At 65.5% G+C, this 24,649-nt stretch carries 22 protein-coding genes; 12 read left to right on the forward strand and 10 right to left on the reverse strand.

What is annotated here, in order from left to right:
• Positions 1 to 33 precede the first annotated feature (33 nt).
• Genes AC3WUF_RS01015 through AC3WUF_RS01025 form a run of 3 tightly spaced genes read right to left on the reverse strand, consistent with a single transcriptional unit; the run spans position 34 to position 2,656 of the window.
• Positions 34 to 402, reverse strand: a complete 369-nt coding sequence (locus tag AC3WUF_RS01015; protein ID WP_492421516.1) for an MGMT family protein — start codon at positions 400 to 402, stop codon at positions 34 to 36.
• Between the two features lie 6 nt (positions 403 to 408).
• Positions 409 to 1,305, reverse strand: a complete 897-nt coding sequence (locus tag AC3WUF_RS01020) for a PhzF family phenazine biosynthesis protein (RefSeq protein WP_492421518.1) — start codon at positions 1,303 to 1,305, stop codon at positions 409 to 411.
• 25 nt (positions 1,306 to 1,330) lie between these two features.
• Positions 1,331 to 2,656, reverse strand: a complete 1,326-nt coding sequence (locus AC3WUF_RS01025; protein ID WP_492421520.1) for a hypothetical protein — start codon at positions 2,654 to 2,656, stop codon at positions 1,331 to 1,333.
• Positions 2,657 to 2,831: 175 nt separating this feature from the next.
• On the opposite strand from AC3WUF_RS01025, the gene AC3WUF_RS01030 reads away from it, so the two are divergent.
• Genes AC3WUF_RS01030 through AC3WUF_RS01040 form a run of 3 tightly spaced genes read left to right on the forward strand, consistent with a single transcriptional unit; the run spans position 2,832 to position 4,600 of the window.
• On the forward strand, positions 2,832 to 3,413 hold the full coding sequence (locus tag AC3WUF_RS01030; RefSeq protein WP_492421522.1) for a cytochrome b: 582 nt from the start codon (positions 2,832 to 2,834) through the stop codon (positions 3,411 to 3,413).
• Positions 3,410 to 3,976 (forward strand): YceI family protein, encoded by a 567-nt coding sequence (locus AC3WUF_RS01035; RefSeq protein ID WP_492421524.1) that lies wholly within the window; start codon positions 3,410 to 3,412, stop codon positions 3,974 to 3,976. The genes AC3WUF_RS01030 and AC3WUF_RS01035 overlap by 4 nt, the downstream gene beginning before the upstream one ends.
• 54 nt (positions 3,977 to 4,030) lie before the next feature.
• On the forward strand, positions 4,031 to 4,600 hold the full coding sequence (locus AC3WUF_RS01040) for a YceI family protein (protein ID WP_492421526.1): 570 nt from the start codon (positions 4,031 to 4,033) through the stop codon (positions 4,598 to 4,600).
• Between the two features lie 92 nt (positions 4,601 to 4,692).
• Here AC3WUF_RS01040 and AC3WUF_RS01045 read toward each other — a convergent pair whose 3' ends face one another.
• Positions 4,693 to 4,920 carry a hypothetical protein gene (locus tag AC3WUF_RS01045; RefSeq protein ID WP_492421528.1) on the reverse strand — a complete coding sequence of 76 codons (228 nt, stop codon included), beginning with the start codon at positions 4,918 to 4,920 and terminating at the stop codon, positions 4,693 to 4,695.
• A gap of 222 nt (positions 4,921 to 5,142) precedes the next feature.
• Here AC3WUF_RS01045 and AC3WUF_RS01050 point away from each other — a divergent pair, with 222 nt between their 5' ends.
• Together AC3WUF_RS01050 and AC3WUF_RS01055 are read left to right on the forward strand one after the other, a co-directional pair.
• Positions 5,143 to 7,041, forward strand: coding sequence for a M1 family metallopeptidase (locus AC3WUF_RS01050; protein WP_492421530.1), 1,899 nt, complete (start codon positions 5,143 to 5,145; stop codon positions 7,039 to 7,041).
• Between the two features lie 113 nt (positions 7,042 to 7,154).
• Entirely contained in the window at positions 7,155 to 7,649 is a 495-nt protein-coding gene (locus AC3WUF_RS01055) for a hypothetical protein (protein ID WP_492421532.1), read from the forward strand.
• On the opposite strand, the gene AC3WUF_RS01060 is transcribed toward AC3WUF_RS01055, so the two are convergent.
• From AC3WUF_RS01060 to aceE, 5 genes are all read right to left on the reverse strand, one after another.
• Positions 7,641 to 8,630, reverse strand: a complete 990-nt coding sequence (locus tag AC3WUF_RS01060) for an MBL fold metallo-hydrolase (RefSeq protein ID WP_492421534.1) — start codon at positions 8,628 to 8,630, stop codon at positions 7,641 to 7,643. The two genes, AC3WUF_RS01055 and AC3WUF_RS01060, sit on opposite strands and share 9 nt — an antisense overlap.
• Before the next feature lie 27 nt (positions 8,631 to 8,657).
• The gene (locus tag AC3WUF_RS01065) at positions 8,658 to 9,248 is read right to left on the reverse strand and encodes a TIGR04211 family SH3 domain-containing protein (protein ID WP_492421536.1); all 591 of its coding nucleotides are present in this window, start codon (positions 9,246 to 9,248) and stop codon (positions 8,658 to 8,660) included.
• Between the two features lie 138 nt (positions 9,249 to 9,386).
• Positions 9,387 to 10,112 (reverse strand): hypothetical protein, encoded by a 726-nt coding sequence (locus AC3WUF_RS01070; RefSeq protein WP_492421538.1) that lies wholly within the window; start codon positions 10,110 to 10,112, stop codon positions 9,387 to 9,389.
• Positions 10,113 to 10,155: 43 nt separating this feature from the next.
• Positions 10,156 to 11,841: a dihydrolipoyllysine-residue acetyltransferase gene (gene aceF / locus AC3WUF_RS01075; RefSeq protein WP_492421540.1), complete on the reverse strand. Its 1,686-nt coding sequence runs from the start codon at positions 11,839 to 11,841 to the stop codon at positions 10,156 to 10,158.
• A gap of 3 nt (positions 11,842 to 11,844) precedes the next feature.
• Positions 11,845 to 14,514: a pyruvate dehydrogenase (acetyl-transferring), homodimeric type gene (aceE, locus tag AC3WUF_RS01080; RefSeq protein ID WP_492421542.1), complete on the reverse strand. Its 2,670-nt coding sequence runs from the start codon at positions 14,512 to 14,514 to the stop codon at positions 11,845 to 11,847.
• 129 nt (positions 14,515 to 14,643) lie between these two features.
• Here aceE and AC3WUF_RS01085 point away from each other — a divergent pair, with 129 nt between their 5' ends.
• Positions 14,644 to 15,564: a LysR family transcriptional regulator gene (locus AC3WUF_RS01085; protein ID WP_492421544.1), complete on the forward strand. Its 921-nt coding sequence runs from the start codon at positions 14,644 to 14,646 to the stop codon at positions 15,562 to 15,564.
• Positions 15,561 to 17,690 carry an acetyl-CoA hydrolase/transferase C-terminal domain-containing protein gene (locus tag AC3WUF_RS01090; protein ID WP_492421546.1) on the forward strand — a complete coding sequence of 710 codons (2,130 nt, stop codon included), beginning with the start codon at positions 15,561 to 15,563 and terminating at the stop codon, positions 17,688 to 17,690. Before AC3WUF_RS01085 ends, AC3WUF_RS01090 begins: the two co-directional genes overlap by 4 nt.
• On the opposite strand, the gene AC3WUF_RS01095 is transcribed toward AC3WUF_RS01090, so the two are convergent.
• Complete coding sequence (locus AC3WUF_RS01095; protein WP_492421548.1) at positions 17,687 to 19,159, reverse strand: flavin-containing monooxygenase; 1,473 nt, start codon at positions 19,157 to 19,159, stop codon at positions 17,687 to 17,689. The two genes, AC3WUF_RS01090 and AC3WUF_RS01095, sit on opposite strands and share 4 nt — an antisense overlap.
• Before the next feature lie 239 nt (positions 19,160 to 19,398).
• On the opposite strand from AC3WUF_RS01095, the gene AC3WUF_RS01100 reads away from it, so the two are divergent.
• The 5 genes from AC3WUF_RS01100 (at position 19,399) to AC3WUF_RS01120 (ending at position 24,641) form a co-directional block, all read left to right on the forward strand.
• Entirely contained in the window at positions 19,399 to 20,664 is a 1,266-nt protein-coding gene (locus tag AC3WUF_RS01100; protein WP_492421550.1) for an MHYT domain-containing protein, read from the forward strand.
• Between the two features lie 113 nt (positions 20,665 to 20,777).
• On the forward strand, positions 20,778 to 21,158 hold the full coding sequence (locus AC3WUF_RS01105) for a hypothetical protein (RefSeq protein WP_492421552.1): 381 nt from the start codon (positions 20,778 to 20,780) through the stop codon (positions 21,156 to 21,158).
• Positions 21,159 to 21,358: 200 nt separating this feature from the next.
• Positions 21,359 to 22,822: a TolC family protein gene (locus AC3WUF_RS01110; RefSeq protein WP_492421554.1), complete on the forward strand. Its 1,464-nt coding sequence runs from the start codon at positions 21,359 to 21,361 to the stop codon at positions 22,820 to 22,822.
• A gap of 50 nt (positions 22,823 to 22,872) precedes the next feature.
• The gene (locus AC3WUF_RS01115) at positions 22,873 to 23,223 is read left to right on the forward strand and encodes a hypothetical protein (RefSeq protein ID WP_492421556.1); all 351 of its coding nucleotides are present in this window, start codon (positions 22,873 to 22,875) and stop codon (positions 23,221 to 23,223) included.
• Positions 23,224 to 23,333: 110 nt separating this feature from the next.
• Positions 23,334 to 24,641: a multicopper oxidase family protein gene (locus AC3WUF_RS01120; RefSeq protein WP_492423519.1), complete on the forward strand. Its 1,308-nt coding sequence runs from the start codon at positions 23,334 to 23,336 to the stop codon at positions 24,639 to 24,641.
• Positions 24,642 to 24,649 lie beyond the last annotated feature (8 nt).

Below are 24,649 nucleotides of genomic sequence, written 5' to 3' on the forward strand. Positions count from 1 at the left end.
GTCTGCTGCCGCCGACCTGTAAGGCGCGGTTCTTCAGTCGACGACGGGCGCGAAGCTGCGCGGCTGCCAGCGGTAGACGTCGAGGTCGATGCGGTCGCGGACAAACTCGACGCCCTCGGCTTCCAGGCGTTCGCGCTGCTCCGCATGACCGCTGCTGCCTTTGGGAATCGCGATCTTGCCCTGTGCGTTGATGATGCGGAACCACGGCAGGCGCAGGCTATCCGGTGCGTGACGCAAGGCCTGCGCCGTCAGCCGCGGCCCCTTGGCGAAGCCGGCCTCGGCGGCGATCTGCCCATAAGTGGCGACCCGGCCCTTCGGCACGCGCTTGATCGTCGCCCAGATGCGCTGGTAGGCCTCGCTCAGAGGCGTCGCGGCGGGTTTGCTGGCGGGCTTGCGCGGCATCGCGGTTCAGATCAGCAGCTGGCCTTCGGCAACCCGCACCGCATGGCCGCCGACCCGCACCGCGGTCACCGCGCCGCCGGCGCGATCGGCCGAAATGTGCAGCTGGCTTGGCCGTCCCATCTCGACGCCCTGGTGGATGACCCAGTCGAGCCGTCCTTCGCCGATCGGCGATTCCATCGCCAGCGCGCCGGCCAGGGCAACCGCCGCGCCGCCGGTCGCCGGGTCTTCGGGAATGCCGAGATCCGGTGCGAACATGCGCGCGCGCAGCTCGCCTTCGTAGCCGCGCGTATAGACATACAGCTGCTGCGCCCACTGGCCGCTGAGGCCGCGCCGCATCAGCGTGGTGTCGAGCGTGATGGCACTCAGGAGCTCGGGCACTCGCAGCGGCACCAGCACGAAAGGCATGCCGCAGGACGCGGTGCGCACGGTTTCGCCTTCACTGACGAGATCGGCGGCTTCGAGCCCGAGCATGGCGGCGACGGCTTCGGTCGTCGGCCGCGTCGGCCCGTACTCCGGCGCGATGGCGGCGGTCAGTTCGGCATAGACCGGCCGGCCTTCGGCGCGCCGCAGACGGACCGACAGCGGGCCGATGCCGAGCTCCAGCATGATGCGTTGATCGTCGCCGGCCGGCGCCAGGCCCTCCTCGGCGAGGAAGCAGGCGGTGCCGACCGTCGGATGCCCGGCGAACGGCAGCTCGCGCATCGGCGTGAAGATCCGCACCTTGGCCAGCGCATTGGGCGCGTTCGAGGTCTGCAGGAAGACCGTCTCGGCCAGATTGAACTCGCGCGCAATCGACTGCATGCGCGCCGTCGTCAGGCCATCAGCGAGCTGCACGACGGCCAGCGGATTGCCGCTGAGCGGCCGGTCGGTGAAGACATCGAAGATCGCGTATGGCAGAGGCATGTCTGTGCTTGAACGATGGGAGCAGCTAAGGATTGTGCGGCTTCTTGCCGGCCGGAATCACCAGGTCGGACGGCAACGCGGGCGAGGCCAGCAGATCGGCGAACACCAGCCAGCGCGTCGTCGCATTGTTGCCGGCGAGCGCATCGACATAGCGCGCGACCATCTCCTCGCCGAGCGAGTAGTTGACGATGTAGCTGCGCAGGCTGCGGAAGAATGCCAGCCGCTGACGTGCCCGCTCCGGTGTTGCGAGCGCATTGTTCTGCAGGCTCAGCAGCGTCTGCTGCTCGTTTGCCCGGCCGTCGAGCCATTCACGCGCGGCGTCGATCGTCGCCAGGCCGGTGAAGCGCGCCGCATCGGCGATCTGCGCATAACGTCGCGCCTCGGACGGCTCGAAGCCGGCGAGCGGAAACAGCACTTCCTGATAGAACGCCGCGCGCTCGTCGCTGGAGAACGTCAGTTCGATCGCGAAGTCGGCGCTGCCCTCGGCAATCAGCGATTGCGGCGAGTACAGCGGGTAGACGCAGTACTCGAGCCAGCCGCGCTCGCGCACCAGCGCGCGTTCCAGCAGGCTGTTGTAGACGTGATGTCCGGGATAGCCCTCGTGCACCGCCAGTTCGATGATGCGCGATGCCGTCACCGGCAGGTCGGTGTTGATCTCGATGCGGCTGTGAAACTTGCCCTGGTACCAGTTGTAGGCGCTCCAGGGCTTGTCCGTCACCAGCGCAAGTTCGAACTGCTCGCCTTCGGGCAGCTTGATGCGGCGCGCGGTGCGCCGGCGCGCTTCGTCGATCGTCACGCGCATCACCGACTCCAGGCGCTCGACCGGAATGGCGAAACGCTGCAAATAAGCGTTGTAGCGCTCCGACAGGCTGCCCTTGCCTGCGGGCAGCAATGCCTCGAGCGCGTCCAGCTGGGTCTTCAGCTCCACTTTGTCCAGCGTCGGCGGCACGACGTCGTACAGCGCCTTGGCCTCGTCGTTGAACGCCGGCTTCTCGCCGCCGAGTATGCGGACCTGCGCGGCCAGCGCCTCGAGCTGACGTTTCAGGAAGCGCAGGCGCAGGCGCAGCATGGGCTCCTGCGCCGGCGGCAGCGCTTCCAGCTGGGCGATGGCGTCCTGCGCGTCGGCACCGATCTGCGCGAGCGTCGGCTGCAGCGTCCTGACGTCGTCGCGCCAGGATTCCGGACCGTAGTAGGCGTCGACATAAGCTTCGTCGTGAAGGCCGACCGCGAGCACGAGATGCACATAGCGCTCGGCGATCTGGTCCAGGCTCATCAGTTCGGCCAGCGCCGGCGGCGAGATCTCGGTCTCCACCGCCTGCGTCGATACGGACCCGGACTCTTTGCTCGGCATCCTCGCCTCCGCGATCGAGACGCCGCCGACCGCCAGCAGCGAAATGCTGCAGAGCAGAATGAAGCCTGTGCGGCGTTTGTGGGGGTTCGGGAAAAACATCGCATTCCTACCGATTGAACCGAACGTTCAGACAGATTAGCGTGTCGAACTCTCGTTCAGGCTGCCAGAGCGACGTATGACCCATGAGCCAGCACCGGCGACACCCCGCGAGCTTGCGCGTTATGGCGCAACGGCACAACTCGCGCACTGGCTGACCGCGCTGCTGCTGCTGGCTGTGTTCGCCCTGGGCTTCTACATGGTCGACCTCAAGATGTCACCGACCAAGCTCAAGCTGTTCGCGTATCACAAGTGGCTCGGCGTCAGCATCTTCGTGCTGATCGGCCTGCGCTTGAGCTGGCGCCTGTGGCATCCGCCGCCAGCGCTGCCGACGGCGCTGGCGCCGTGGGTGCAGCGCGCTTCCGAGGTGACGCATCGGCTGTTGTATCTTCTGGTCGTTCTCGTGCCGCTGTCCGGCTGGCTGATGAGTTCGGCCAAGGGCTTCCAGACCGTATTGTTCGGCGTGCTGCCGATCCCCGATCTGCTCGACAAGGATGCGGCGCTCGGTGCGGCGCTGGAACAGGTGCACTGGGCCTTGAACAAGATGCTGGTGGCGACGATCGCACTGCACGTCGCGGCCGCGCTCAAGCATGCGATCGTCGATCGCGACGGTGTCCTGCAGCGCATGCTGCCGAAGTTTTCAAGCCGGAGAGTCGGATGAAGTTTTCAAGTTTGAACCGCTACGCACTACTGGCGGCGCTGCTGTGTGGCAACGCCTTTGCCGCGCCGCGCGTTGTCGATCCCGCCGGCAGCGAGATCGCCTTCAAGGTCACGCAGATGGGCGTCGATGTCAGCGGTCGCTTCAGCCGCTTCGATGGCGCCGTCGAATTCGATCCGGCCAAGATCGACGCGGCATCGGCGCGCATCAACGTCGACATTGCGAGCTTGACGACCGGCGATGCCGATGCCGATGCGGTCGCACTGGAAGAAGCCTGGCTCAATCAGACCGGCTTTCCGAAGGCGAGCTTCGTCAGCAGCAAGCTCAAGGCACTCGGCGGCGATCGCTATGAAGCTGCCGGCACCCTGAGCCTGCGCGGCAAAACGCGACCATTGAGCGTACCGTTGACGATCACCACCGCCAAGGATGGTTCGCTCAATGCCGCTGGCACGCTGACCCTGAACCGTAGCGACTTCGGCATCGGCGGCGGCGAATGGAACGAAGGCGATCTGGTCGCCAATGCAGTGCCGGTGAACTTTCGCCTGCATCTGGTCAACAAACCCTGAAGCCCGATCCCCCATCGAAGCACTGAATCCCAACCCCCAAGGAGTGACCTCATCATGCAACGCCTGATCGCAGCCGCCGCAATGCTCGCCACCAGCTTCGGCGCCTACGCCGCTTCCGAAGTCTATGAACTCGAAGGCACGCACGTGCATCCGCAGTTCAGCATCCTGCACATGGGCTATTCGACGACCACCGGCGGCTTCACCAAGACCACCGGCACCGTCACGCTCGATCTTGCGAAGAAGACCGGCGCGGTCGACATCACGATCGATGCCAATTCGCTGCAGACCGCGGTGCCCAAGCTCGACGAGCATCTGAAGAAGGAGGATTTCTTCGATGTCGCCAAGTATCCGACGATCACCTACAAGTCGAGCAAGCTGAATTTCGAAGGCGACAAGCTGGTGTCTGTCGACGGCGACCTGACGCTGCACGGCGTGACCAAGCCGGTGCAGCTGACGGTGACCCATTTCGCCTGCGGCGAGCATCCGTTCTTCAAGAAGCCGCATTGCGGCGCCGATGCCGAAGCGACGATCAAGCGCAGCGAGTTCGGCATCTCCAAGTACTCGCCGACCGGCGCCAGCGAAGAGGTCAAGATCAACATCCAGATCGAGGCCACCAAGAAGTAGGACGGCACGTTGCCTGCGCAACAGGCTGCAAACAAAAAAGCCCGGCACAAGCCGGGCTTTTCTTTATCCTGCGGAAATCCCGCTCGAACGTGCTACTGGAACTTGCCGCCGGTGATGCGGCCCTGATCGTCCAGCGTCGCGAAGTAGCGGCTGTTGTTGCCGCGCAGTTCCTTGGTGGCCATCTGGCCCGGCATGACCAGGGTGACGTCCGGATACTTCATCTTGAACGCGGTCGGCGTCGGCTGGGTCGCGATGTACTGTTCGAAAGCCGGCACGTCGGTGACGAATCCGGCCACCGGGGTCGAAGCCGGCTCTGGCATGGCGGAACCTCCTTGGCAGGCACCGAGCAGGGTGCCGGCAGCGAGCATCAGGGCAAGACCGAATGTGCGGCGACGGTGGTTCTGTTGCACAGGCGACTCCGAAAATGAGATGCCGGCATCATGAACCGGATTCAGAGCGGACGCCATCGCAACCAAGCCCGGCCAGTAGTGTCTGAACTGAGGCTTAAGTACCATCGGCACTCTTGAATCGGGGGACTGGGAATGATCCGCAAATTACTGACCGCGGCACTGGCTGTGTCGCTGGCCGGCTGTGCCGCAATCGATCTGAAGTCCCCTCCGGTTCCGATGCGGCTGGGCGTTGTCGACGACCCGCATTCCTACGCGAATACCGCAGCCTTCCGTACCCGTCATCTGGCGCTCGACCTGAGCGTCGATTTCACCGAACGCACCCTCGCCGGCGCCGTCGAACTGCAGCTCGAACGGCTTGATCCGAACGCGACGACGCTGGTCCTCGACACCCGCGATCTCGATATCCGCGGGGTGGCCGCCGCCGAGGGCGATGGCGCCTTCGTGCCCACGGCCTTCACGCTCGACAAGGCCGACCCCATCCTCGGCAGCGCGCTGCGCATCGAGATGCCGGCCGGCGCCGATCGCGTTCGCATGCGCTACGTGACGAGCCCCAAGGCGTCGGGCCTGCAGTGGCTGACGGCGGCGCAGACCAGCGACCGCAAGCATCCGTTCCTCTTCACGCAGTCGCAGGCGATTCACGCGCGCAGCTGGATCCCGCTGCAGGACAGCCCGCAGATTCGGGCGACCTATGAGGCGCGCATCCACACGCCGGCGGACCTGGTGGCGGTGATGAGCGCGGAGTTCGATCTCGAAGCGCCGCGCAGCGGCGACTACGAGTTCCGCATGCCGCAGCCGATTCCCTCGTACCTGATCGCGCTGGCGGTCGGCGATCTGCGCTTCAAGGCAATGAGCGAACGCACGGGCATCTTCGCCGAGCCGTCGATGCTCGATCGCGCGGCGAAGGAGTTCGAAGACACCGAACAGATGATGCAACGCAGCGAGGCGATCTATGGACCGTATCGCTGGGGCCGCTACGACGTGCTGATCCTGCCGCCGGCCTTCCCTTATGGCGGCATGGAGAATCCGCGCCTGACTTTCGCGACGCCGACCGTCATTGCGGGCGACAAATCGCTGGTGTCGCTCGTTGCCCATGAGCTGGCGCATTCCTGGTCCGGCAACCTGGTGACCAATGCGCGCTGGAACGACTTCTGGCTCAACGAAGGCTTCACCATGCATCTGACCTACCGGATCATGGAAGAGGTCTACGGTGTCGATCTCGCCAACGAGGAGCGCGCACTCGGCGCCAACGACCTGAAGGAAACGCTGGCGCGTATCGAGCTGCCCGCCGACAGGACGTTGATGCCGGACCTCAGCGGCCGCGATCCCGACGACGGTGTCTCCGATGTGCCCTATGAACGCGGCGGGCTGTTCCTCGCCTTCCTGGAGTCGCGCTTCGGGCGCGAGCGCTTCGACGCATTTCTGCGCGGCTGGTTCGATCGCTACGCTTTCCAGAGCGTGACGACGCCGCAATTCCTTGCCCACCTCGACAGCCATCTGCGCAAGTACTTTCCCGATGCGGTCAGCGACGTCGAGCTCACCGCCTGGCTCAGTTCGCCGCAGATGCCGGCAAGCACCGTGTGGCCGCAGTCCGATGCCTTTGCCCAGGTCGACGCGCAGCGCGGCGTGTGGCTGGCCGGCACCACCAAGGCCGCGGATCTGCAGACCAAGGGCTGGTCGCCGCACCAGTGGCGCTATTTCCTCGACAACATGCCGGCAAAGCTCAGCGCGAAGCAGATGGCGGAGCTGGATCGCAGCTTCAAGTTGTCGGAATCGACCAATGCCGAAATCGCGGCGCGCTGGTTCCGGCTGGTTGCGCAGCAGCGCTACCAGCCGGCATACCCGGCGATGCGTCAGCACCTGCTGACGATCGGCCGCATGAAACTGATCACGCCGGCGTATCGCGAACTGGCAAAACACCCTGCCGATCGCGCGCTTGCGGCGCAGATCTTCCAGGAAGCCAAGGCGGGCTATCACCCGATCGCGCAGGACGCCGTTCAGCGCCTGCTGGACAGCAACGGCAAGGGCGGCTGACGGCGGTTTGCTGCGGCGCGGCGTGATTTTCGCCGCGCCGATGTGAGGACTACCGCACAAACCCCCCTGTTTCGGGGGAAGCGCGGGCCTGGGACTTGGCCCATGCTGCCCACATGTCGCGGGATCACCTCGAGTCTGGTCGCAACGCCGCGCTGCAGCTACGCAGCGAGTACCTGCTGTATCTGCGCGACGTCGTCGACTGCATCACCGATGCGATGACCGGTTTGCCCGCCGGTCCACGGCGCCTGTTCGTCTCGATCGAAGCCTTCTGGGAAGCCTGCTATCAGCGCCGCGCCGATCGCCTGCGCATGCTCGAGGCCGCCGAACAGACGCAGACGCAAACCCATCTCGATGCACTCGCCGAGATATTCACGCGCATGCTGGAAGTGGAGCTGCGCGCCTGTGGCGCACTGCGCCCCGAGGAGCTGGCGACCAGCTTGCTGTCGGAGGTTCGCGATGTGGCCAGGGCGGAACTGTTCGCCGGTCATCGCCTGCCCTGGGAACGGCGCCGTCTGATGGGCTTCATCGAAAGCCGCGTCGGCTTTGCCTCGGGCGTCGGGCTGGCCGTGGTGCCAAGCCCCGTCGTCGCGGTGTCGAACCTAAGGTAGCGTCCCGCCGACACGGATCGGCAGCCCCAGCGGCGCAATCCCGGCGTGCAGATCGCTGCGCGCAGACAGCGCTTCGCCGAATTTCGCCAGATTGACGACGACCGGCATCGGTCGCAGCGGCTCATCCAGCGAGCGCGTGAAATCGTCCCAGTGCGTCAGCACGACCTGCTTGGCGCCAACCGCATCGACGATCTGCTGCAGATACTCCGCAGGCTCGCTGACCAATGCGGCGCCGAGGAACACGACGTCAGCCTGCACGCCTTTCAAGGCGCCGTCGACGTGGCCGGCGCTGCCATGCAGCAGCAGCCGATCCTCGCCGTGTTCGACGAGGATCGAGTAGGTGCCGCCTTGCCGATAGTCGCTGTAGCGCGCCGGCGGTGGCAGCGGTTCGTCGATGTCACCGGTCGGTGCGCCACCGGTGGCGCCGGCATGCGCGCTGGCGAGGAAGGTCACGCGGAACGCGCCGACCGTGACCGGCTGTCCGAGCGACAGCGTGTCGGTCGCGACGATGATCTGCTCGGCCGGCAGGCCGGCACCGAGGCCGATGTTCGCCGTGCTCTGCGAGCCGATCAGCAGCGCGCCGGTCTGCGTGGCGACGATACCGGCGTCCATCGCATGGTCGTAGTGCGAGTGCGAGACCAGCACGCCGCGCAGCTGCTTGACGCCGGCGCGGGCAAGCCAGGCGGCGATCCGCTTTTCATCCGGCGCGATTCGCGCATTGCGCAGGATCGGCAACAGGCCCTGCGGCCGGCTGAAGAACGGGTCGACGAAGATGGCTTCGTCGCCGGCCTGCAGCAGCACCGCGGTCGTTCCGTACCAGCGCGCGGTCAGCATCGCCGGGTCGGCGGATGCGGTGGGCGCCAGCATATGTGCGTCGATCCAGCGCTGATCGGCGGCGGGGCGCAATACCAGCAACCACAGCGCGGCACCGCCGGCAGCAAGCACCACAGCCGACGCCAGTACCGCAGTGAGTCGCCACATCAGCAGGCTCCGGGAAGAACGCGCGTCTTAGAAATCGCCCCAGCGACGGCGTTTGCGCGTGCCGCCGAGCCAGGGCAGCACGAGGCCGAGGAAAATGCCGGCGCCGACCAGCGAGCCGCCGGTCACCATCGTGCGGCGTGAAGCCTTCTGCACGTCGTAGCGCTGCTCGGCTTCCTGCGCCTGTTGTTCAAGCGCGGTGATCTGCGCGCGCAGTTGATCGTTCTCGCGCGCCATCTCCAGCGCCGGGCGGGCCTGGGCGAGGTTGCCCTGGGCGGAATTGAGATCGCCTTCCAGCTCGGCGATGCGCGTCTGTGCCGTCTTCAGATCGCGCTGCACGGTGTTCAGCGCTTCGCGCGCGGCCGGACGGTCGGTCAGATAGCGTGCGGTGATCCAGCCTTCCTTGCCGTTCGATGTGCGCACCTTGGCAAAGCTGGCGTCGCCGAGCGACTCCAGCACCGTGACGCGGTCACCGCTCGTGAGCGTGCCCAGATAGGTCGCGTCGTTGCGCGGGGCGTCGCGAACCGTGACGGTGATCTCGTCGTTGATGTACTGCTGCTTGTCTTGAGCGTAAGCGGGGGGGATGAGTGCAGCTGCGAGGATAATGACTTTGAGTTTCATAGCGCAGCGAGTCTAACAACCTCGTTGCGCCGGCAACACCGGCGCTGTCCGACAAATCGCGTCGACGCTTCAGCGAACGGTCAGCTAAAGCACGCGGCCCGGATCGAGTCCGGGCCGCGTCGATCGGCAAACGAGTACTCAGTGCACCTTGCGCGAGATTCCCGCCAGACGTTCCGCATCCGGACGCGCCTTGGCGTCGCCCGCAGGCCCGAAGCGCGGACTGCGGCCGCCGAAGGTCCAGGGTTCCGGTTTGGGCAGCGGCAGATTCTTGATCGCCGGCTTGCGCTCGACGGCCGGAGCGCGGACCTTCTTGGGTCGCTTCGGAGTCGTCGCTGGCTTCGGTGCGGGCTTGGGCGGCGCAACGCGCGCAACAACGGGCTTGCCGACGGGTGCCGGTGCAGCCGCGACGGGCTTCGCAGCCGTCGCCGGCCGTTGCGGCGGCGCTGCGGCGACCAGCTTGGCCGAGGGTTTGGGCGCCACCTTCGCAGCGGGCTTGGCAGGCGCCTTCTTCGCCTTGGTCACCGTGACCGGTTTGACGATCTTCTTCGCGACCTTCGGTTTGCTGGGCGCCCGTGCAGGCGTTTTCGCCTTTGATTTCGGACTCGCCTTTGGCTTCGGCTTCGCCGCCGGTTTCGCAGCGGCCTTGGCCGGCTTCACCTTGGCTTTGACCGGCGCGGCCGCCTTCTTCAGCGGCTTGGCTTTCGTGGTCTTGCTCGCCGGCTTCTTGGAAGGCGCCTTCTTTACCGCTTTGGCGACTTTCTTAACGGCCTTCTTCACGACCTTCTTGACAGCTTTTACAGCTTTCTTCGCGACTTTCTTCGCAGCGGGCTTCTTGCTGTTCTTCGCGATCTTCTTCGCAGGCATGGAGGCTCCTCTTGGATTATCGAGAATGATACGTCGGCATCGACTACAGCGTCAGGCGGCGGATATCTCCGATCAGCTCGACAAGATGCACGGTGAAGCGCGCGGCGTAGGCGCCGTCGATCACACGATGATCGTAAGACAGCGACAGCGGACACATCAAACGCGGCTGGAAAGCGGCGCCGTCCCAGACCGGCTTCATCTGCGCCTTCGACACGCCGAGGATCGCGACCTCGGGTGCGTTGACGACCGGCGTGAAATGACTGCCGCCGATACCGCCGAGGCTGGAGATCGAGAAGCAGCCGCCTTGCATCTGATCCGGCTTGAGCTTGCCGTCGCGCGCGATCTTGGCGAGCGCTGCGCTTTCCTCGGCGAGCTGCGCGATGCCCTTGCTCCAGACGTCCTTGATGACCGGCACGACCAGCCCGTTCGGCGTATCGGCGGCGAAGCCGATATTGCAGTAGCCCTTCATGATCAGGCTCTCGCCGTCCGGCGCGAGCGATGAATTGAACTCCGGATACTTCTTCATCGCCAGCGCGACGGCCTTGACGATGAACGGCAGCAGGGTCAGCTTCGGCCCGCCGTTGGCGACCAGCTCGGCCGACATCGACTTGCGAAAATCCTCCAGCGACGTGATGTCGGCTTCATCGGTCTGCGTGACATGCGGGATGTTGACCCAGCTGCGGTGGAGGAACTGCGCCGACAGCTTGCGGATGCGCGCGAGCGGCTTGTTCTCGACCGGGCCGAACTTGGAGAAGTCGACCGCCGGAATCGGCGGAATGCCGCTGCCGCCGCTAGCGGTCGCTGCAGTCGACGGCGCCGCGGCGAGCTTCTGCTTGACGTAGGTCTGCACGTCTTCGATGACGATGCGTCCACGCGTGCCGCTGCCCTTGACGAGCGCGAGATCAACGCCGAGCTTGCGGGCGTACTGACGCGTCGCCGGACCGGCGTACGGCACGCTGCCCGCGGTCTTCGGCGCTTCCGCAGCGACCGGCGCTGCGGCCTTTGCCGGGGCCGGTTCGGGCTTCGCGGATTCGGCTTCGGTCTTGGTCTCGGCCTTGGCCGCGGGAGCCTCTTGCTTTGCCGGCGCGGCTTTCGCCGCCGGTGCCGCGGCATCGCCGGCAGTCAGCAGGAAACCGACGAGATCGCCCTGCGACACCTTGGCACCGACCTTCAGCGCCAGTCCTTCGATCTTGCCGGCGGCCGGCGCCGGCACTTCCATCGTCGCCTTGTCCGACTCGAGCACGATCAGCGGCTGGTCCTTGTCGACGCTGTCGCCGTCGGCGACCAGCACGTCGATGACCGGAATGCCGCTGTAGTTGCCGATGTCCGGCACGCGGACTTCGACTTTCTCGCTTCCGGTCCCGCTTGCGGGAGAGGGTTGGGGAGCGGGCGCCGCCGCGGGCGGCGGGGTTGGCGCTGCGCTCTTGGCCGCTGGCGCCGGTTTCTGCGCGGCAGGTTTAGCCGCAGCAGCAGGCTTCTCTTCCGCGGCCGCCGTCTCCAGCAGGCAGATCACCTGGCCTTCCGACAGCTTGTCGCCAAGCTTGGCCTTGAGCTCGCGGATCACGCCAGCGGCGGGCGCCGGCACTTCCATCGTCGCCTTGTCCGACTCCAGCACCAGCAGCGGCTGGTCTTTCTCGACGCTGTCGCCGACCGCGACGAGCACATCGATGACCGGCACGCCGTCGTAGTCGCCGATGTCGGGAACCTTCACCTCGATCGTGTTTGCCATGACTTATACGGTCCAGGGTGCGGGGCGGTTCGGCTTGATGCCGTAGATCTTGATCGCCTGATCGACCTTCTCGGCGCTGACCAGTTTCTGCTCGGCGAGCGCCTTGAGCGCCTTGACGACGATCCAGCGGCGGTCGATCTCGAAGAAGTCGCGCAGCGCCGGGCGGTTGTCGGAGCGGCCGAAGCCTTCGGTGCCGAGCACGTGGAATTGCATCGGCACGTAGGGACGAATCTGGTCGGGGTAGGCGCGGACCCAGTCGCTCGATGCGATCGCCGGGCCGGTCATGCCGCCGAGGCATTCCTCGACATAGGACTTGCGCGGCTTGCTCTGCGGATGCAACAGGTTCCAGCGCTCGACGTCACGGCCGTCGCGCGCCAGTTCGGTGAAGCTCGGCACGCTCCAGACATCGCTGGTAACGCCCCACTCTTCCTTGAGCAGGTCGGCGGCGGCGATGACCTCGCGCAGGATCGAGCCACTGCCGAGCAGCTGCACATGTGCCTTCGCCGGCTTGTCCTCCGAGCGCAGCAGGTACATGCCCTTGATGATGCCGCTCTCGACGCCGGGCGGCATCGCTGGCTGCTGATAGTTCTCGTTGTACAGCGACAGGTAGTAGTAGACGTCATTCTGATCGACGTACATCTCCTTCATGCCGTGCTGCATGATCACCGCGAGTTCATAGCTGTACGCAGGATCGTAGCTGCGGCAGTTCGGGATCGTCGCGCTGTAGATGTGCGAGTGGCCGTCCTCGTGCTGCAGACCTTCGCCGTTGAGCGTCGTGCGGCCGGCGGTCGCGCCGAGCAGGAAGCCGCGCGCGCGCATGTCGCCGGCGGCCCAGCACAGGTCGGCGATGCGCTGGAAGCCGAACATCGAATAGAAGATGTAGAACGGCAGCAGCGCCTCGCCATGGTTCGCGTAGCTCGTCGCTGCGGCGATCCACGACGACATCGCGCCGGCTTCGGTGATGCCTTCCTCGAGCACCTGGCCCTTGATGTCTTCCTTGTAGAACGCGAGCTGCTCGGCGTCCTCGGGGTTGTACTTCTGGCCGACGATCGAATAGATGCCGAGCGAGCGGAACATGCCTTCCATGCCGAAGGTGCGCGCCTCGTCCGGCACGATCGGCACGACGCGCTTGCCGATGTTCTTGTCGCGGCACAGCGTCTGCAGCATCTGCACGAACGCCATCGTCGTGCTGATCTCGCGCTCGCCGCTGCCGGCGAGGATCTTGTCGAACAGCGTGAGTTCCGGAATCTGCAGCGGCGTCTTGCTCGGCTTGCGCGCCGGCAGCGAGCCGCCGAGCGCTTCGCGACGCGCCTTCAGATACTGGATCTCCGGCGAGTCCTCCGCCGGCCGGTAGAACGGCAGGTTGGCGATCTGGTCGTCGGAGATCGGCAAGCCGAAACGGTCGCGGAAGGCCTTCAGCTCCTCCTCGCCCATCTTCTTCTGCGAGTGCGTGATGTTCTGGCCTTCGCCGGCCTCGCCCATGCCATAACCCTTGACGGTCTTGGCGAGGATCACCGTCGGCGAGCCCGTGTGTTCGCTGGCGGCGGCATAGGCGGCGTAGATCTTGTGCGGGTCGTGGCCGCCGCGGTTGAGCTTGGCGATGTCCTCGTCCGACATCGTGCTGACCAGGCGTTCGAGCTCCGGATACTTGCCGAAGAAATGTTCGCGTGTGTATTTGCCGCCCTTGGCCTTGTAGTTCTGGTACTCGCCGTCGACGGTTTCGTTCATCGCCTGCAGCAGCTTGCCGGAACTGTCCTGCGCGATCAGCGAATCCCAGGCGCCGCCCCAGATCACCTTCAGCACATTCCAGCCGGCACCGCGGAACGCGCCTTCGAGTTCCTGGATGATCTTGCCGTTGCCGCGCACCGGACCGTCGAGGCGCTGCAGGTTGCAGTTGACGACGAACACCAGGTTGTCGAGCTTCTCGCGCGCCGCGATGTCGATCGCACCGAGCGATTCCGGCTCGTCCATTTCGCCGTCGCCGCAGAAGCACCAGACCTTGCGGCCGGTCGCTTCCTTGATGCCGCGGTTCTCCAGGTACTTCATCAGGCGCGCCTGATAGATCGCCATGATCGGACCTAGACCCATCGACACGGTCGCCATCTGCCAGAAGTCCGGCATCAGCCAGGGATGCGGATAGCTCGACAGGCCGGGCTTGAGCGCCTCCATGCGGAAGCGCTGCAGCTGCGCCTCGGTCAGGCGGCCTTCGAGAAACGCGCGGGCGTAGATGCCGGGGGTGCAATGGCCCTGGATGTAGACCAGATCGGCGCCATCCGGATGCTCGGGGCCTTTCCAGAAATGATTGAAGCCGACGTCATACAGCGTCGCCGCCGAGGCGAAGCTCGCGATATGGCCGCCGATGCCGGAATGATCGCGGTTGGCGTTGACGACCATCGCCATCGCGTTCCAGCGGATGATCGAGCGGATCCGCCATTCCAGCGCATGGTCGCCGGGCGAGCGCTGCTCCAGATGCGGCGGAATCGTGTTGATGTAGGCGGTGTTCGCCGAGAACGGGATGAAGGCGCCGCTGCGGCGGGCTTTTTCCGTCAGGGTCTCCAGCAGATGATGCGCGCGCTCGGGGCCGACGTTGTCGAGCACCGCCTGCAGCGCGTCGAGCCATTCGCGGGTCTCTTCCGGGTCGTGGTCGTGGCCCGGGGTCGTCGTTTCGTTCACAGCGTGCTCCTGACATGGCCGCGCACGACCCTGGACAGGCCGCGCTGATCTGCTGCCAATGTAGACCGCTGTATCGCGATACGTCCAATATATGAAAGCATTGCCTGCGATCTGCTTTGAATATGGATCATGGAACTCCGCCATCTGCGTTACTGCGTTGCCGTTGCCGATGCCCGCCACTTCACCCGCGCCGCGAAACAGCTCGGCATCGGCCAGCCGCCGCTGTCGCAGCAAATTCAGGGCCTGGAACGTGAACTGGGCATGCCGATCTTCAAGCGGCTGCCGCGCGGCGTCGCGCTGACCGACGCCGGCGCCGCCTTCGTCGAGGACGCGCGGCGCATCCTGCGCGATGTCGATTTGGCGACCGAGCGGGCACGCCGCGTCTCGCGCGGCGAGGTCGGCCGGGTGCGCGTCGGCATGATCAACTCGGCGCCGTTCCATCCGCTGATCCCGCGCCTGATCCGCGAGTTCCGCCGCCAGTCGCCGAACGTCGCGCTGAGTCTGGAGGAAGGCACGACGCCAGACCTCGCCGCCGCCGTGCGCGCGCAGGCGATCGACGTTGCCTTCGTGCGTCCGCTGCTTGGCGACGAACAGGGCCTGTGCGTCGAAGCGCTGCTCGACGAGGATCTGGTCATCGCCCTGCCGTCCGGTCACCCGCTGACCAGGCGCACTCGCGTACCGCTGATGGCGCTGTCGATCGAACCCTTCGTGCTGTTCCCGCGCACCGTCGGTGCCGGCCTGCACGACGAGATCATCAGCGCCTGCCGGAATGCAGGATTCTCGCCGCGCATCGTGCAGGAAACCTCGCAGGTGACTTCGATCGTCAACCTGGTCGCGGCCGGCATGGGCGTCTCGATCGTGCCGGCCTCGATGCAGCAGGTACATAGCGACGGCGTGAGTTATCGTGCGATCCAGAAGCCGACGCCCAAGGCGCGGTTGTCGCTGATCTTCCGCGACGCCGACCGCAGCGTCCCGCATATTCGCAGCCTGCTGGAGCTGACCCGCAGCCTCGCAGCGCAGATCGCACGCAGCACCAGGAGCGCAGCATGAGCCAGAAAGCGGTGGAGGAACTGGATGCCGCCGTCGATCGCATCATCGCAACGGTCGGCAAGCGCATCGTGCTGGGCCTGCCGCTCGGGCTCGGCAAGCCGGTCGAGCTGGTCAACGCGCTGTACCGGCGGGTCGCCGCCGATCCCAGTCTGCATCTGCGCATCCTGACGGCGCTGACACTGGAAAAGCCGCGCGGTTCCAGCGCGCTCGAACAGAACTACCTCAAGCCTTTCGTCGACCGCGTGTTCGCCGGCGTGCCGGATCTCGACTACGCGGCGGCGCTTGCGAAGAAGCAGCTGCCGCCGAACATCGAGATCAGCGAGTTCTACTTCCGTCCGGGTTCGATGATCGGCAATCCCGCCGCGCAGCGGAACTACGTCAGCAGCAACTACACGCACGCGGCGCGCGATGTGTTCGAGCAGGGCTGCAACGTTTCCGCGCAGCTCGTGTGCCGTCGCGACGGTCGTTACAGCCTGTCCTGCAATCCGGACACGTCGCCGGAACTCGTGGCACTGATGCGCGCGAGCGGACGGCCGCACCTCGTCATCGGCGTCGTCAACCAGAACCTGCCGTACATGGCGAACGATGCCGAGGTCGATGCCGGCTTCTTCGACCTCATCGTCGACACGCCGGGCACCGCGAGCACACTGTTCCCGATGCCCAAGCAAGCGGTCGGTGCTGCGGACTACGCGATCGGCCTGCACGCCAGCACCTTGATCCGCGACGGCGGTACGCTGCAGGTCGGCATCGGCGCACTCGGCGATGCGCTGGTCCACTCACTGCAGCTGCGCCACAAGGACAACGCCGGCTATCGTGCGGCGGCGGACGCGCTGGGCGCGCAGCATCACGCAAAGCTGATCGATGGCTACGGCGGGCTGGGTGTTTTCAACGAGGGCCTCTACAGCGCGACGGAAATGTTCGTCGACGGCTTCATCGCGCTGATCGAAGACGGCATTCTCAAGCGGCGCGTCTACGATCATTGGGCCCTGCAGCGCCTCGTTGACGAACATCGTTGCCTGCCGCAGGCGCTGAAGCCCGAAGTGCTCGACGGCCTCGCCGAACTCGGCGTCGGCATGCTGCGCGAAAGCGACTTCCGCCGGTTGCAGCGCCACGGCCTGTTCAACGACGCGACCCGCTATGCCGACGGCCACATCATGGTGCCGGACGGCGAGCGCGTCGTCGCGAACCTCGGCGACCCGGCCGTGCGCAAGGTACTGGCACGCTGCCTCGGTGCCGCGCTGCGCCACGGCATCTTCCTGCATGCCGGCTTCTTCGTCGGCCCGGCGGCGTTCTATCGTGCACTGCACGACATGCCGGACGCGCAGCGCGACGCCATCTGCATGACGGGCGTCGACAAGACCAACCAGCTCGATGCCCAGCCGCGCCTGTATCGTGCGCAGCGCCGCGAAGCGCGCTACATCAACACCGGCATGATCGCGACCTTGTCCGGCGCCGTGTGCTCGGACGGACTCGACAACCTGCAGGTCGTTTCCGGTGTCGGCGGTCAATACAATTTCGTCGCGATGGCGCACGAACTGCCGCGTGCCCGCTCGATCCTGCTGGTCCGTGCCGCGCGCGAAAAGGGCGATGGCAGCGGCAGCAGCAACATCGCCTTCAGTTACGGCCATACGACGATCCCGCGCCACCTGCGCGACATCGTCATCACCGAATACGGCATTGCCGATCTGCGCTCGAAGACCGATGGCGAAGTCGCACAGGCGCTGATCGAGATCGCCGACTCGAGGTTCCAGGGTGAGCTGATCGAGCAGGCGCGCCGTGCCGGCAAGATCGCCGCCGACTACCGGCTTCCCGAGCATCGCCGCAACAACCGGCTGGAACGGATCGAGGCGACGTTTGCACAGCTGCGCACGAACAGCCGCTTCCCGGCCTTTCCGCTGGGTTGCGACTTCAGTGCGGAAGACCTTCGTCTCGGTGCAGCGCTCAAGCAGGTGCAGAAGCGCGCGACGCAGACGCCGAAGTGGAAGCTGATGCTGGAGCTGCTGAGCTTCAGGGCGGGGCAGATTCCGGCGTCCGCGCGCCCGGCGCTGCAGCGGCTCAAGCTGGAAGCGCCGCAGACCCTGCAGGACAAGGTCGCGCGGATGCTGGTCGTCGAGGCGCTCGCCTAGACTTTGGAGAACTGCATGCCCTCGTCGGCCACCGACCTGTACTTCAGCAACAGCAGGTCCTTCACGTAGCTCTGATGCAGGCGCCAAGGCGTGCGGGCGCCCTGCTTGGGCAGCTGATCGATCGCGCGCTGGACGTAGCCGGAGGAGAAATCGATCAGCGGCAGTTCCGCCATGTCCGGGTCGAGATTGCGCGGCATGCACTGGCGGTAGCCGTGCTGGTCCATGTGCTTGAGCAGGCGGCACACGTACAGGCTGGTCAGGTCGCACTTCAGCGTCCATGACGCATTGGTGTAGCCGATCGCGAACGCGAGGTTCGGTACATCACTGCACATCATGCCCTTGTAGCTCAGTGTCTTCGACGCGTCGACCGGCTCGCCGTCGATGCTGAGTGCTGCGCCGCCGAGCAGCTGCAGCTGCAGGCCGGTCGCGGTGACGATCAGGTCCGCGTCGAGGTGCGTGCCCGACTCCAGCTGGATGCCGTTCTCGGTGAAGCGTTCGATCCGGTCGGTGACGATCGTGGCCTTGCCCGAGCGCAGCGACTTGAACAGGTCGCCATCCGGGATCAGGCACATGCGCTGGTCCCAGGGTTTGTAGCTCGGCGTGAAGTGCGGGTCGATCTTCGCGTCGCGCCCGAGACCGATGCGCACGCCCTTGCGCACCATCTTCTTCACCAAGTCCGGCCGCGTGCGGCACAGGTGAAAGAAGAACATGCCCATCAGCACGTTCTTCCAGCGCGTGATGGCGTAGGCCAGCTGTGCCGGTGCGATGCGGCGCAGCGCGTTGGCGATCTTGTCGCGCGCCGGCAGCGACAAAATATAGGTCGGCGAGCGTTGCAGCATCGTCACGTGCGCGGCGGTCTGCGCCAAGGTCGGCACCAGGGTCACGGCAGTGGCGCCGCTGCCGATGATGACGACCTTCTTGTCTGCGTACTCGACATCCCCGGTCCATTGCTGCGGATGGACGATGCGACCGCGAAAGTTCTCTCTGCCCTCGAACTTCGGCGTGTAGCCCGCCTCGTAGCTGTAGTAGCCGCTGCACATGTAGAGGAAGTTGCAGCTGACGCGAACGATTCCTCCGTCGCGCTCGCATTCGACCGTCCAGCGTGCATCGGCGCTCGACCAGTTCGCGCGCACGACGCGATGGCGGTACCGAATCCTCGCATCGACGCCGTAATCCTTCGCGGTCTGCCGCACGTAATCGAGGATCGCCGGGCCGTCGGCAATCGCCTTCGCCGCCGTCCAGGGCCGGAACGAATAGCCCAAGGTGTACATGTCGGAATCCGAACGGATGCCCGGATAGCGGAACAGATCCCAGGTGCCGCCGCTGCGATCGCGCGCTTCGAGGATCGCGTAGGTCTTGCCGGGACATTCCTTCTGCAGCACGCAGGCCGCGCCGATGCCGGACAGGCCGGCGCCGACAATCAGGACGTCAAGGTGATCGACCGGCGGCGCGGCGGCATCGAGGGGCATGGTTGGAGATCGGGCGGAAAAGGGACCGGCGCACTGTAAGGGCAGCGCCGACGACGCGCCTATGACCGAAGACGGCAGCGAGGAACCATGGACGACAACCGGCGCGGTTGGCGCGACCGAAGGCGCGTTGCCGCAGCGCTGCCGACGAACGTCGGGAATCGCCTGAAGGACGGCCTGCGGATTCGCACACGGATTCGGCAGTCTGGCGCCATGCCAGCAACCTCATGCCGGGACCTGCAATGAACACGAGTTATCTGAGCGGCACCTACGACAGCGCCCTGGTCTGGGTGTCCTATCTGATCGCCTGTCTTGCCGCCTATGCGGCAATCGACATGGTCCAGCGCATCCGCGACAACCGCGAGCACGAGAAGCGCTGGCTGGTGCTCGGTGCGGTGATGATGGGCTGCGGCATCTGGACCATGCACTTCATCGGCATGCAGTCCTTCAGCCTGCCCTTCGAGCTGAGCTACGCAGTCGGCAAGACCGTGCTGTCCCTGGTCGCCGCCATCGCGGTCGCGTTGCTCGCGCTGTGGGCTTCGAGCCGCCAGGCGATGGGCGCGAGCGCGGTCGTCGCCGGCGCGTTCCTGATGGGCATCGGCATCTGTGCGATGCACTACATCGGCATGTTCGCGATGGAGATCCAGCCGGGTATCCATTGGAACTGGTCGCTGGTGGGCGCTTCGGCCGTCATCGCCGTAGTCGCCTCGGGCGCGGCGCTGTGGCTGTTGTTCAATCTGCCGCGCGTGTCGCGTCGCTACTGGCTCGCCGCCCGCCTCGGCGCGGCACTGATCATGGGCGTTGCCGTCGTTGGCATGCATTACACCGGCATGGCCGCGGCGAACTTTCCGGTCGGCAGCACCTGTGGTGTCATCGGCGGCCTCGGCGGCAGCTGGATGACCTATCCGCTCGCGACGATCGCGAGCGCGACGACGCTGATCATGCTGGCGCTGTCGGCTTTCGATGTCCGCTATCAGGCCCGCCAGAAGGAACAGCAGCGCCAGGCCGAGCTCGAACAGCGTGCGCGCATCCTCGCGCTGTACGACGAACGCACGATGATGCGCAACCGCGCGTCTTTCCAGCAGGAAGTCGTCGCCTGGATCCAGAACTGCGACCAGACCAGGCAGAGCTTCGACCTGTTCCACTGCGCGCTGAAGCTCGACGGCGCAGCCCACGACGAACATGTCGAGATCGCGATGCGCGATATCGCCGAGCGCCTACGTCCGCGCCTGCGCGACAGCGACATCCTTGCGCGCTTCAGCAAGAACGAATTCATCGTGCTGCGCAAGCGCGAGCACAGCGCCGACCTGCCGCAGCGTTTGCACGAACAGCTGCACGTCGTCTGCAGTCAGCCGATCGTGCGCAGCGACGTCCAGATCAGGCCGCAGCCGCAGCTTGGCAGCGCGCAGTTCCCCAACGACGGTCGCCACTCGCGCAATCTGCTGCAGGTCGCGCAGCGGCAGGCAGCGATGGACGCCCAGCCGCTTCCGATGCAACGTGTGGCCTGAGCAACCGCGTTCATTACCTCCGCGGACCTGACATGAAATCAGGGGCTTGCTCGACATAAGGGCCCGGCTCCCGAGTCATTGAACTTTGCCCCTCCCTGCCGTCTAATAGATTCATGCGTCGCTATCTCGCCCACATCGTCGTGCTGCTCACGCTGTGTATCGGCTTCCAGCCGGTCGCGCAGGCGTTCGCTGCCCGCTGCGCGAGTGCTGGCGAGCCGGCGGTCGAGATGATGGCGATGGCCGATTGCGGTGCGCATGCCGACCATCAGATGGAAACGGCGAAGCTGTCCGACGCGCATGTCATGGGCAATGCCGATTGCTGTCAGTCCGGCAGCTGCACCATGCCGGCTTGCGCGACCGCCGCCGCCGCCGTTGCCTCAGTCGCGTTTCCGAGACCCCTCACCAGACCCGACACGTACCTCTCGCCGCTGCGAGCGCCATCGACCCTGTCCGGGCATGGCCAGGATCTGATCCGTCCCCCACTGAAGTCTTGAGAAAGCCGTAGCGGCGCAGGGGTTCCTGCGCGCTACCGTCCGTTCCGATGGTTTGGAACGGCAGCCCTTTTTCATGTGCTTCTTCTGGGAGATGTCCGGTGGTTTCCCGATATTTGATGTTGCCTGCGTCCCTGCTGCTGACGGGATTGGCAGGTTGTGCCAGCGTTCCCGACGATTGGGGACGTGGCGATGTTGCCCGCTTGACGGCCGAGCGCGGCCGTAGCGTTGCCGACAATGCCGATGCCAAGGCCTTCACGACGCAGACCTTGAGCGCTCCGCTCTCGGCCGACGCGGCCGTGCAGCTGGCCTTGCTAAACAACCCTGACTTCCGACGCCAGACTGCGATGCTGGGCTTTGCGGCAGCGGATCTGTATGACGCTGCGCGTCTGGCGAATCCGACGTTCTCGCTGACGCGCCTGAGCGGCGACTCCAGCGGAGGCGTCAACATGCCGCAGTTGACGCTCGGCATCGCGGTCAACTTCCTCAACCTGTTGTTGCTGCCTGCCAACAGCCGCTATGCGGAAGCGCAGTTCGAGGCCGCCAAGCTGGAGGTCGGCGCGGCCACGCTCGATCTCGCCGCTGAAGTCGAGGCAGCCTGGTTCGAGGCGGCCGGAACCGAGCAGCTGGCCCTGATGAGAGCCGCCGCGGCAAAGGCGCAACGTGCTTCGGCAGACCTTGCGAAGCGTTTCTATGATGCGGGCAACATCAATGCCCGCGAGCTCGCGATGGAACAGGCGGCCGCCAGCCAGGCAGCGCTTGAGGCGCTGTCGGCGCGCGCCGATGCGGTCGATGCACGCGCGGCCTTGAACCGTCTGATGGGGCTCGCCTCGGCGCAGTCGCAATGGACGCTCGATGCGCGACTCGCCGAACCGCTAGCCAGTGAGGACGACGTCGCCACGCTGCAGCGCCTGGCGATCGACAGCCGCCTCGACGTTGCCAGCCTGCGCCAGCGTTCGCAGGCGATCGCCAGTCGCTTCGGCCTCGAACGCAAGACGCGATTCATCAACAGTCTGGAGCTGGGCTACGAGCGCGACCGTGACTTCGACGGTGCGGTCAACGCCGGCCCGACACTGGCGCTGGAACTGCCGCTGTTCAACTGGGGCGGTGGCCGTGTGGCAGCAGCACAGGCCGCGCTGGACGACGTCGAAGCCGAACTTGATGCGCGAGTGCTGGATGTCTCCAACGACGTTGCACGCGGCGCTGCGAAGCTGGAGGTTTTGCGTCAGCTCGCATACGAGTATCGCGACGCACTGGTACCGCACCGCGAAACGATCGTGGCACGCATGCAGGAAGAGCAGAACTACATGCTGATCGGCATCTTTGAAGTGCTGGCTGCCAAACAGCAGGAGTACGAAGCCTATGCCGGCTACATCGACACCGTGCGCGCGTACTGGGTTGCCCGCAGCGAACTGGCGCGCGCTGTCGGTCGGCGCCTGCCCAGCAGCGACCAGACGGCGAAGCCGACACTCGACGCCAGCGAGATCGTCCGCCCCAAAGCCGGCGGCGGCGGCCACAGCGGGCACTCGATGCACAGTGCGGAGGCGGCGCAGCCGGAGATGGACCACAGCATGCACCAGATGCCCAAGAAGGCCGATGCGCCCATGAGTGACCCGCACGCGGGTCACCAGATGCCGGCAATGCCGGACTCCGGACACAACCACTGAAGCTGATCGTCGCGTCACAGATCGCGACATCCTGAAAAAGGAACATTCCAATGAACACACAGATGCTTCGTTACTTTTCCATCCTGCCGATTTTCGCGCTGAGCGCCGTTGTGCAGTACGCCAATGCTCACGATCCGGCGCTGCACGCCAAGGAGGCGGCTGCAAAGAACGCGGCACCCGACTGCGCGTCCATGCAAGCGCTCGATCATTCAAAGATCGATGCCAACGATCCGGTCATGAAAGCCATGATGCTCAAGTGCGCAGAGGCGCCGCAGGGCGAGATGCAGGGCATGGATCACACGAAGATGCAGCAAGGTGAGATGCAGGGTATGGATCACTCCCAAATGCAGCCGAGCGCCACGATGGCGCCCACCCAGCCTGAATCGCACGGAGGCCACTGATGACGACGCGACGCGATTTACTGCAGGCGCTGACGGTGGGTGGTGTCGGCCTCATGGCCGGCATGCCGCGCGCCGCGCAGGCCCAGCACGAAGGGCACGACATGTCCGGCATGGCGATGGACGCGGAAAAGCCCAAGGCCGCCAAGCCGGCGGTGCGCCATCCGCAAGGCTATCTGCCGGTGCGCACGCTCAATGGCTGGACCTTGCCTTACACCATGAAAGGCGGCGTCAAGGAATTTCACCTCGTGGCGGAGGAGATCGAGCACGAGTTCGCCCCCGGCACCCGCGCGAAGTGCTGGGGCTATAACGGCACGACACCGGGACCGACGATCGAAGCGGTGGAAGGTGATCGGGTGCGGATCTTCGTCACCAACCGCCTCAACGAAGGCACCAGCATCCACTGGCATGGCATCGACCTGCCGGCGGGCTTCGATGGTGTGGCCGGCCTCAACCAGCCGGCGATCGGGCCGGGCGAAACCTTCGTCTACGAGTACACGCTCAAGCAGAACGGCACGCACATGTATCACCCGCATGCCGACGAGATGACGCAGATGGCGTTCGGCATGATGGGCCTGTTCATCATCCATCCGCGCGAGCCGGAAAAGGTCGCGGTCGATCGCGATTACGCCTTCCTGCTGCACAACTGGGCGCTGCACCCGGGCCGCTACCGGCCCGATCCGTCGGTGATGACCGACTTCGATCTGTGGACCTTCAACAGCAAGGTCTTTCCGGCGACCGAGCATCTCGTCGCGCGTACCGGCGAGCGCATCCGCATCCGCATGGGCAACCTGTCGATGTGGAATCACCCGATCCACTTGCACAGCAATCCGTTCTGGGTGACCGGCTCCGACGGCGCGCGCTGGCCGCAGGCACAGTGGCGCCGTGAGGTGACGGAGATCATCGGCGTCGGCCAGATGCGCGACATCGAGTTCGAGGCGATCGAGCCCGGCGACTGGGCGTTCCATTGCCACATGGCACATCACACGATGAACGCGATGGGCCACTCCATTCCGAACCCCGCGGGCGTCGATCAGAGCGGCGTCGACGAGGAGATCCGCAAGCATCTGCCCGGCTACATGGCGATGGGCCGTTACGGCATGTCCGAGCACGCAGAGCACCTTGAGGGCGGCATGAAAGGGCCGGCCAACACGATGCCGATGATGACTGGCAAGGGTCAGTTCGGGCCGATCGAGATGGGCGGCATGTTCACCGTCGTCAAGGTCCGCGACAACCAGCCGACGGGCGACTACAGTGATCCGGGCTGGTACCGCTATCCGAAGGGCACGGTGGCCTATCGCGTCAGCTCCGATCCCAACTTCGGCCGCCCGGCGCGTCGCGACCCTTACGGCAAGTCTTCATCTGCGCCAGCGGCGGAATCGCCGATGCCGCAGATGGACCATTCCAAGCACGGTAGCTGAGGAGCACA

Source organism: Fontimonas sp. FW305-C-3, assembly GCF_058783185.1.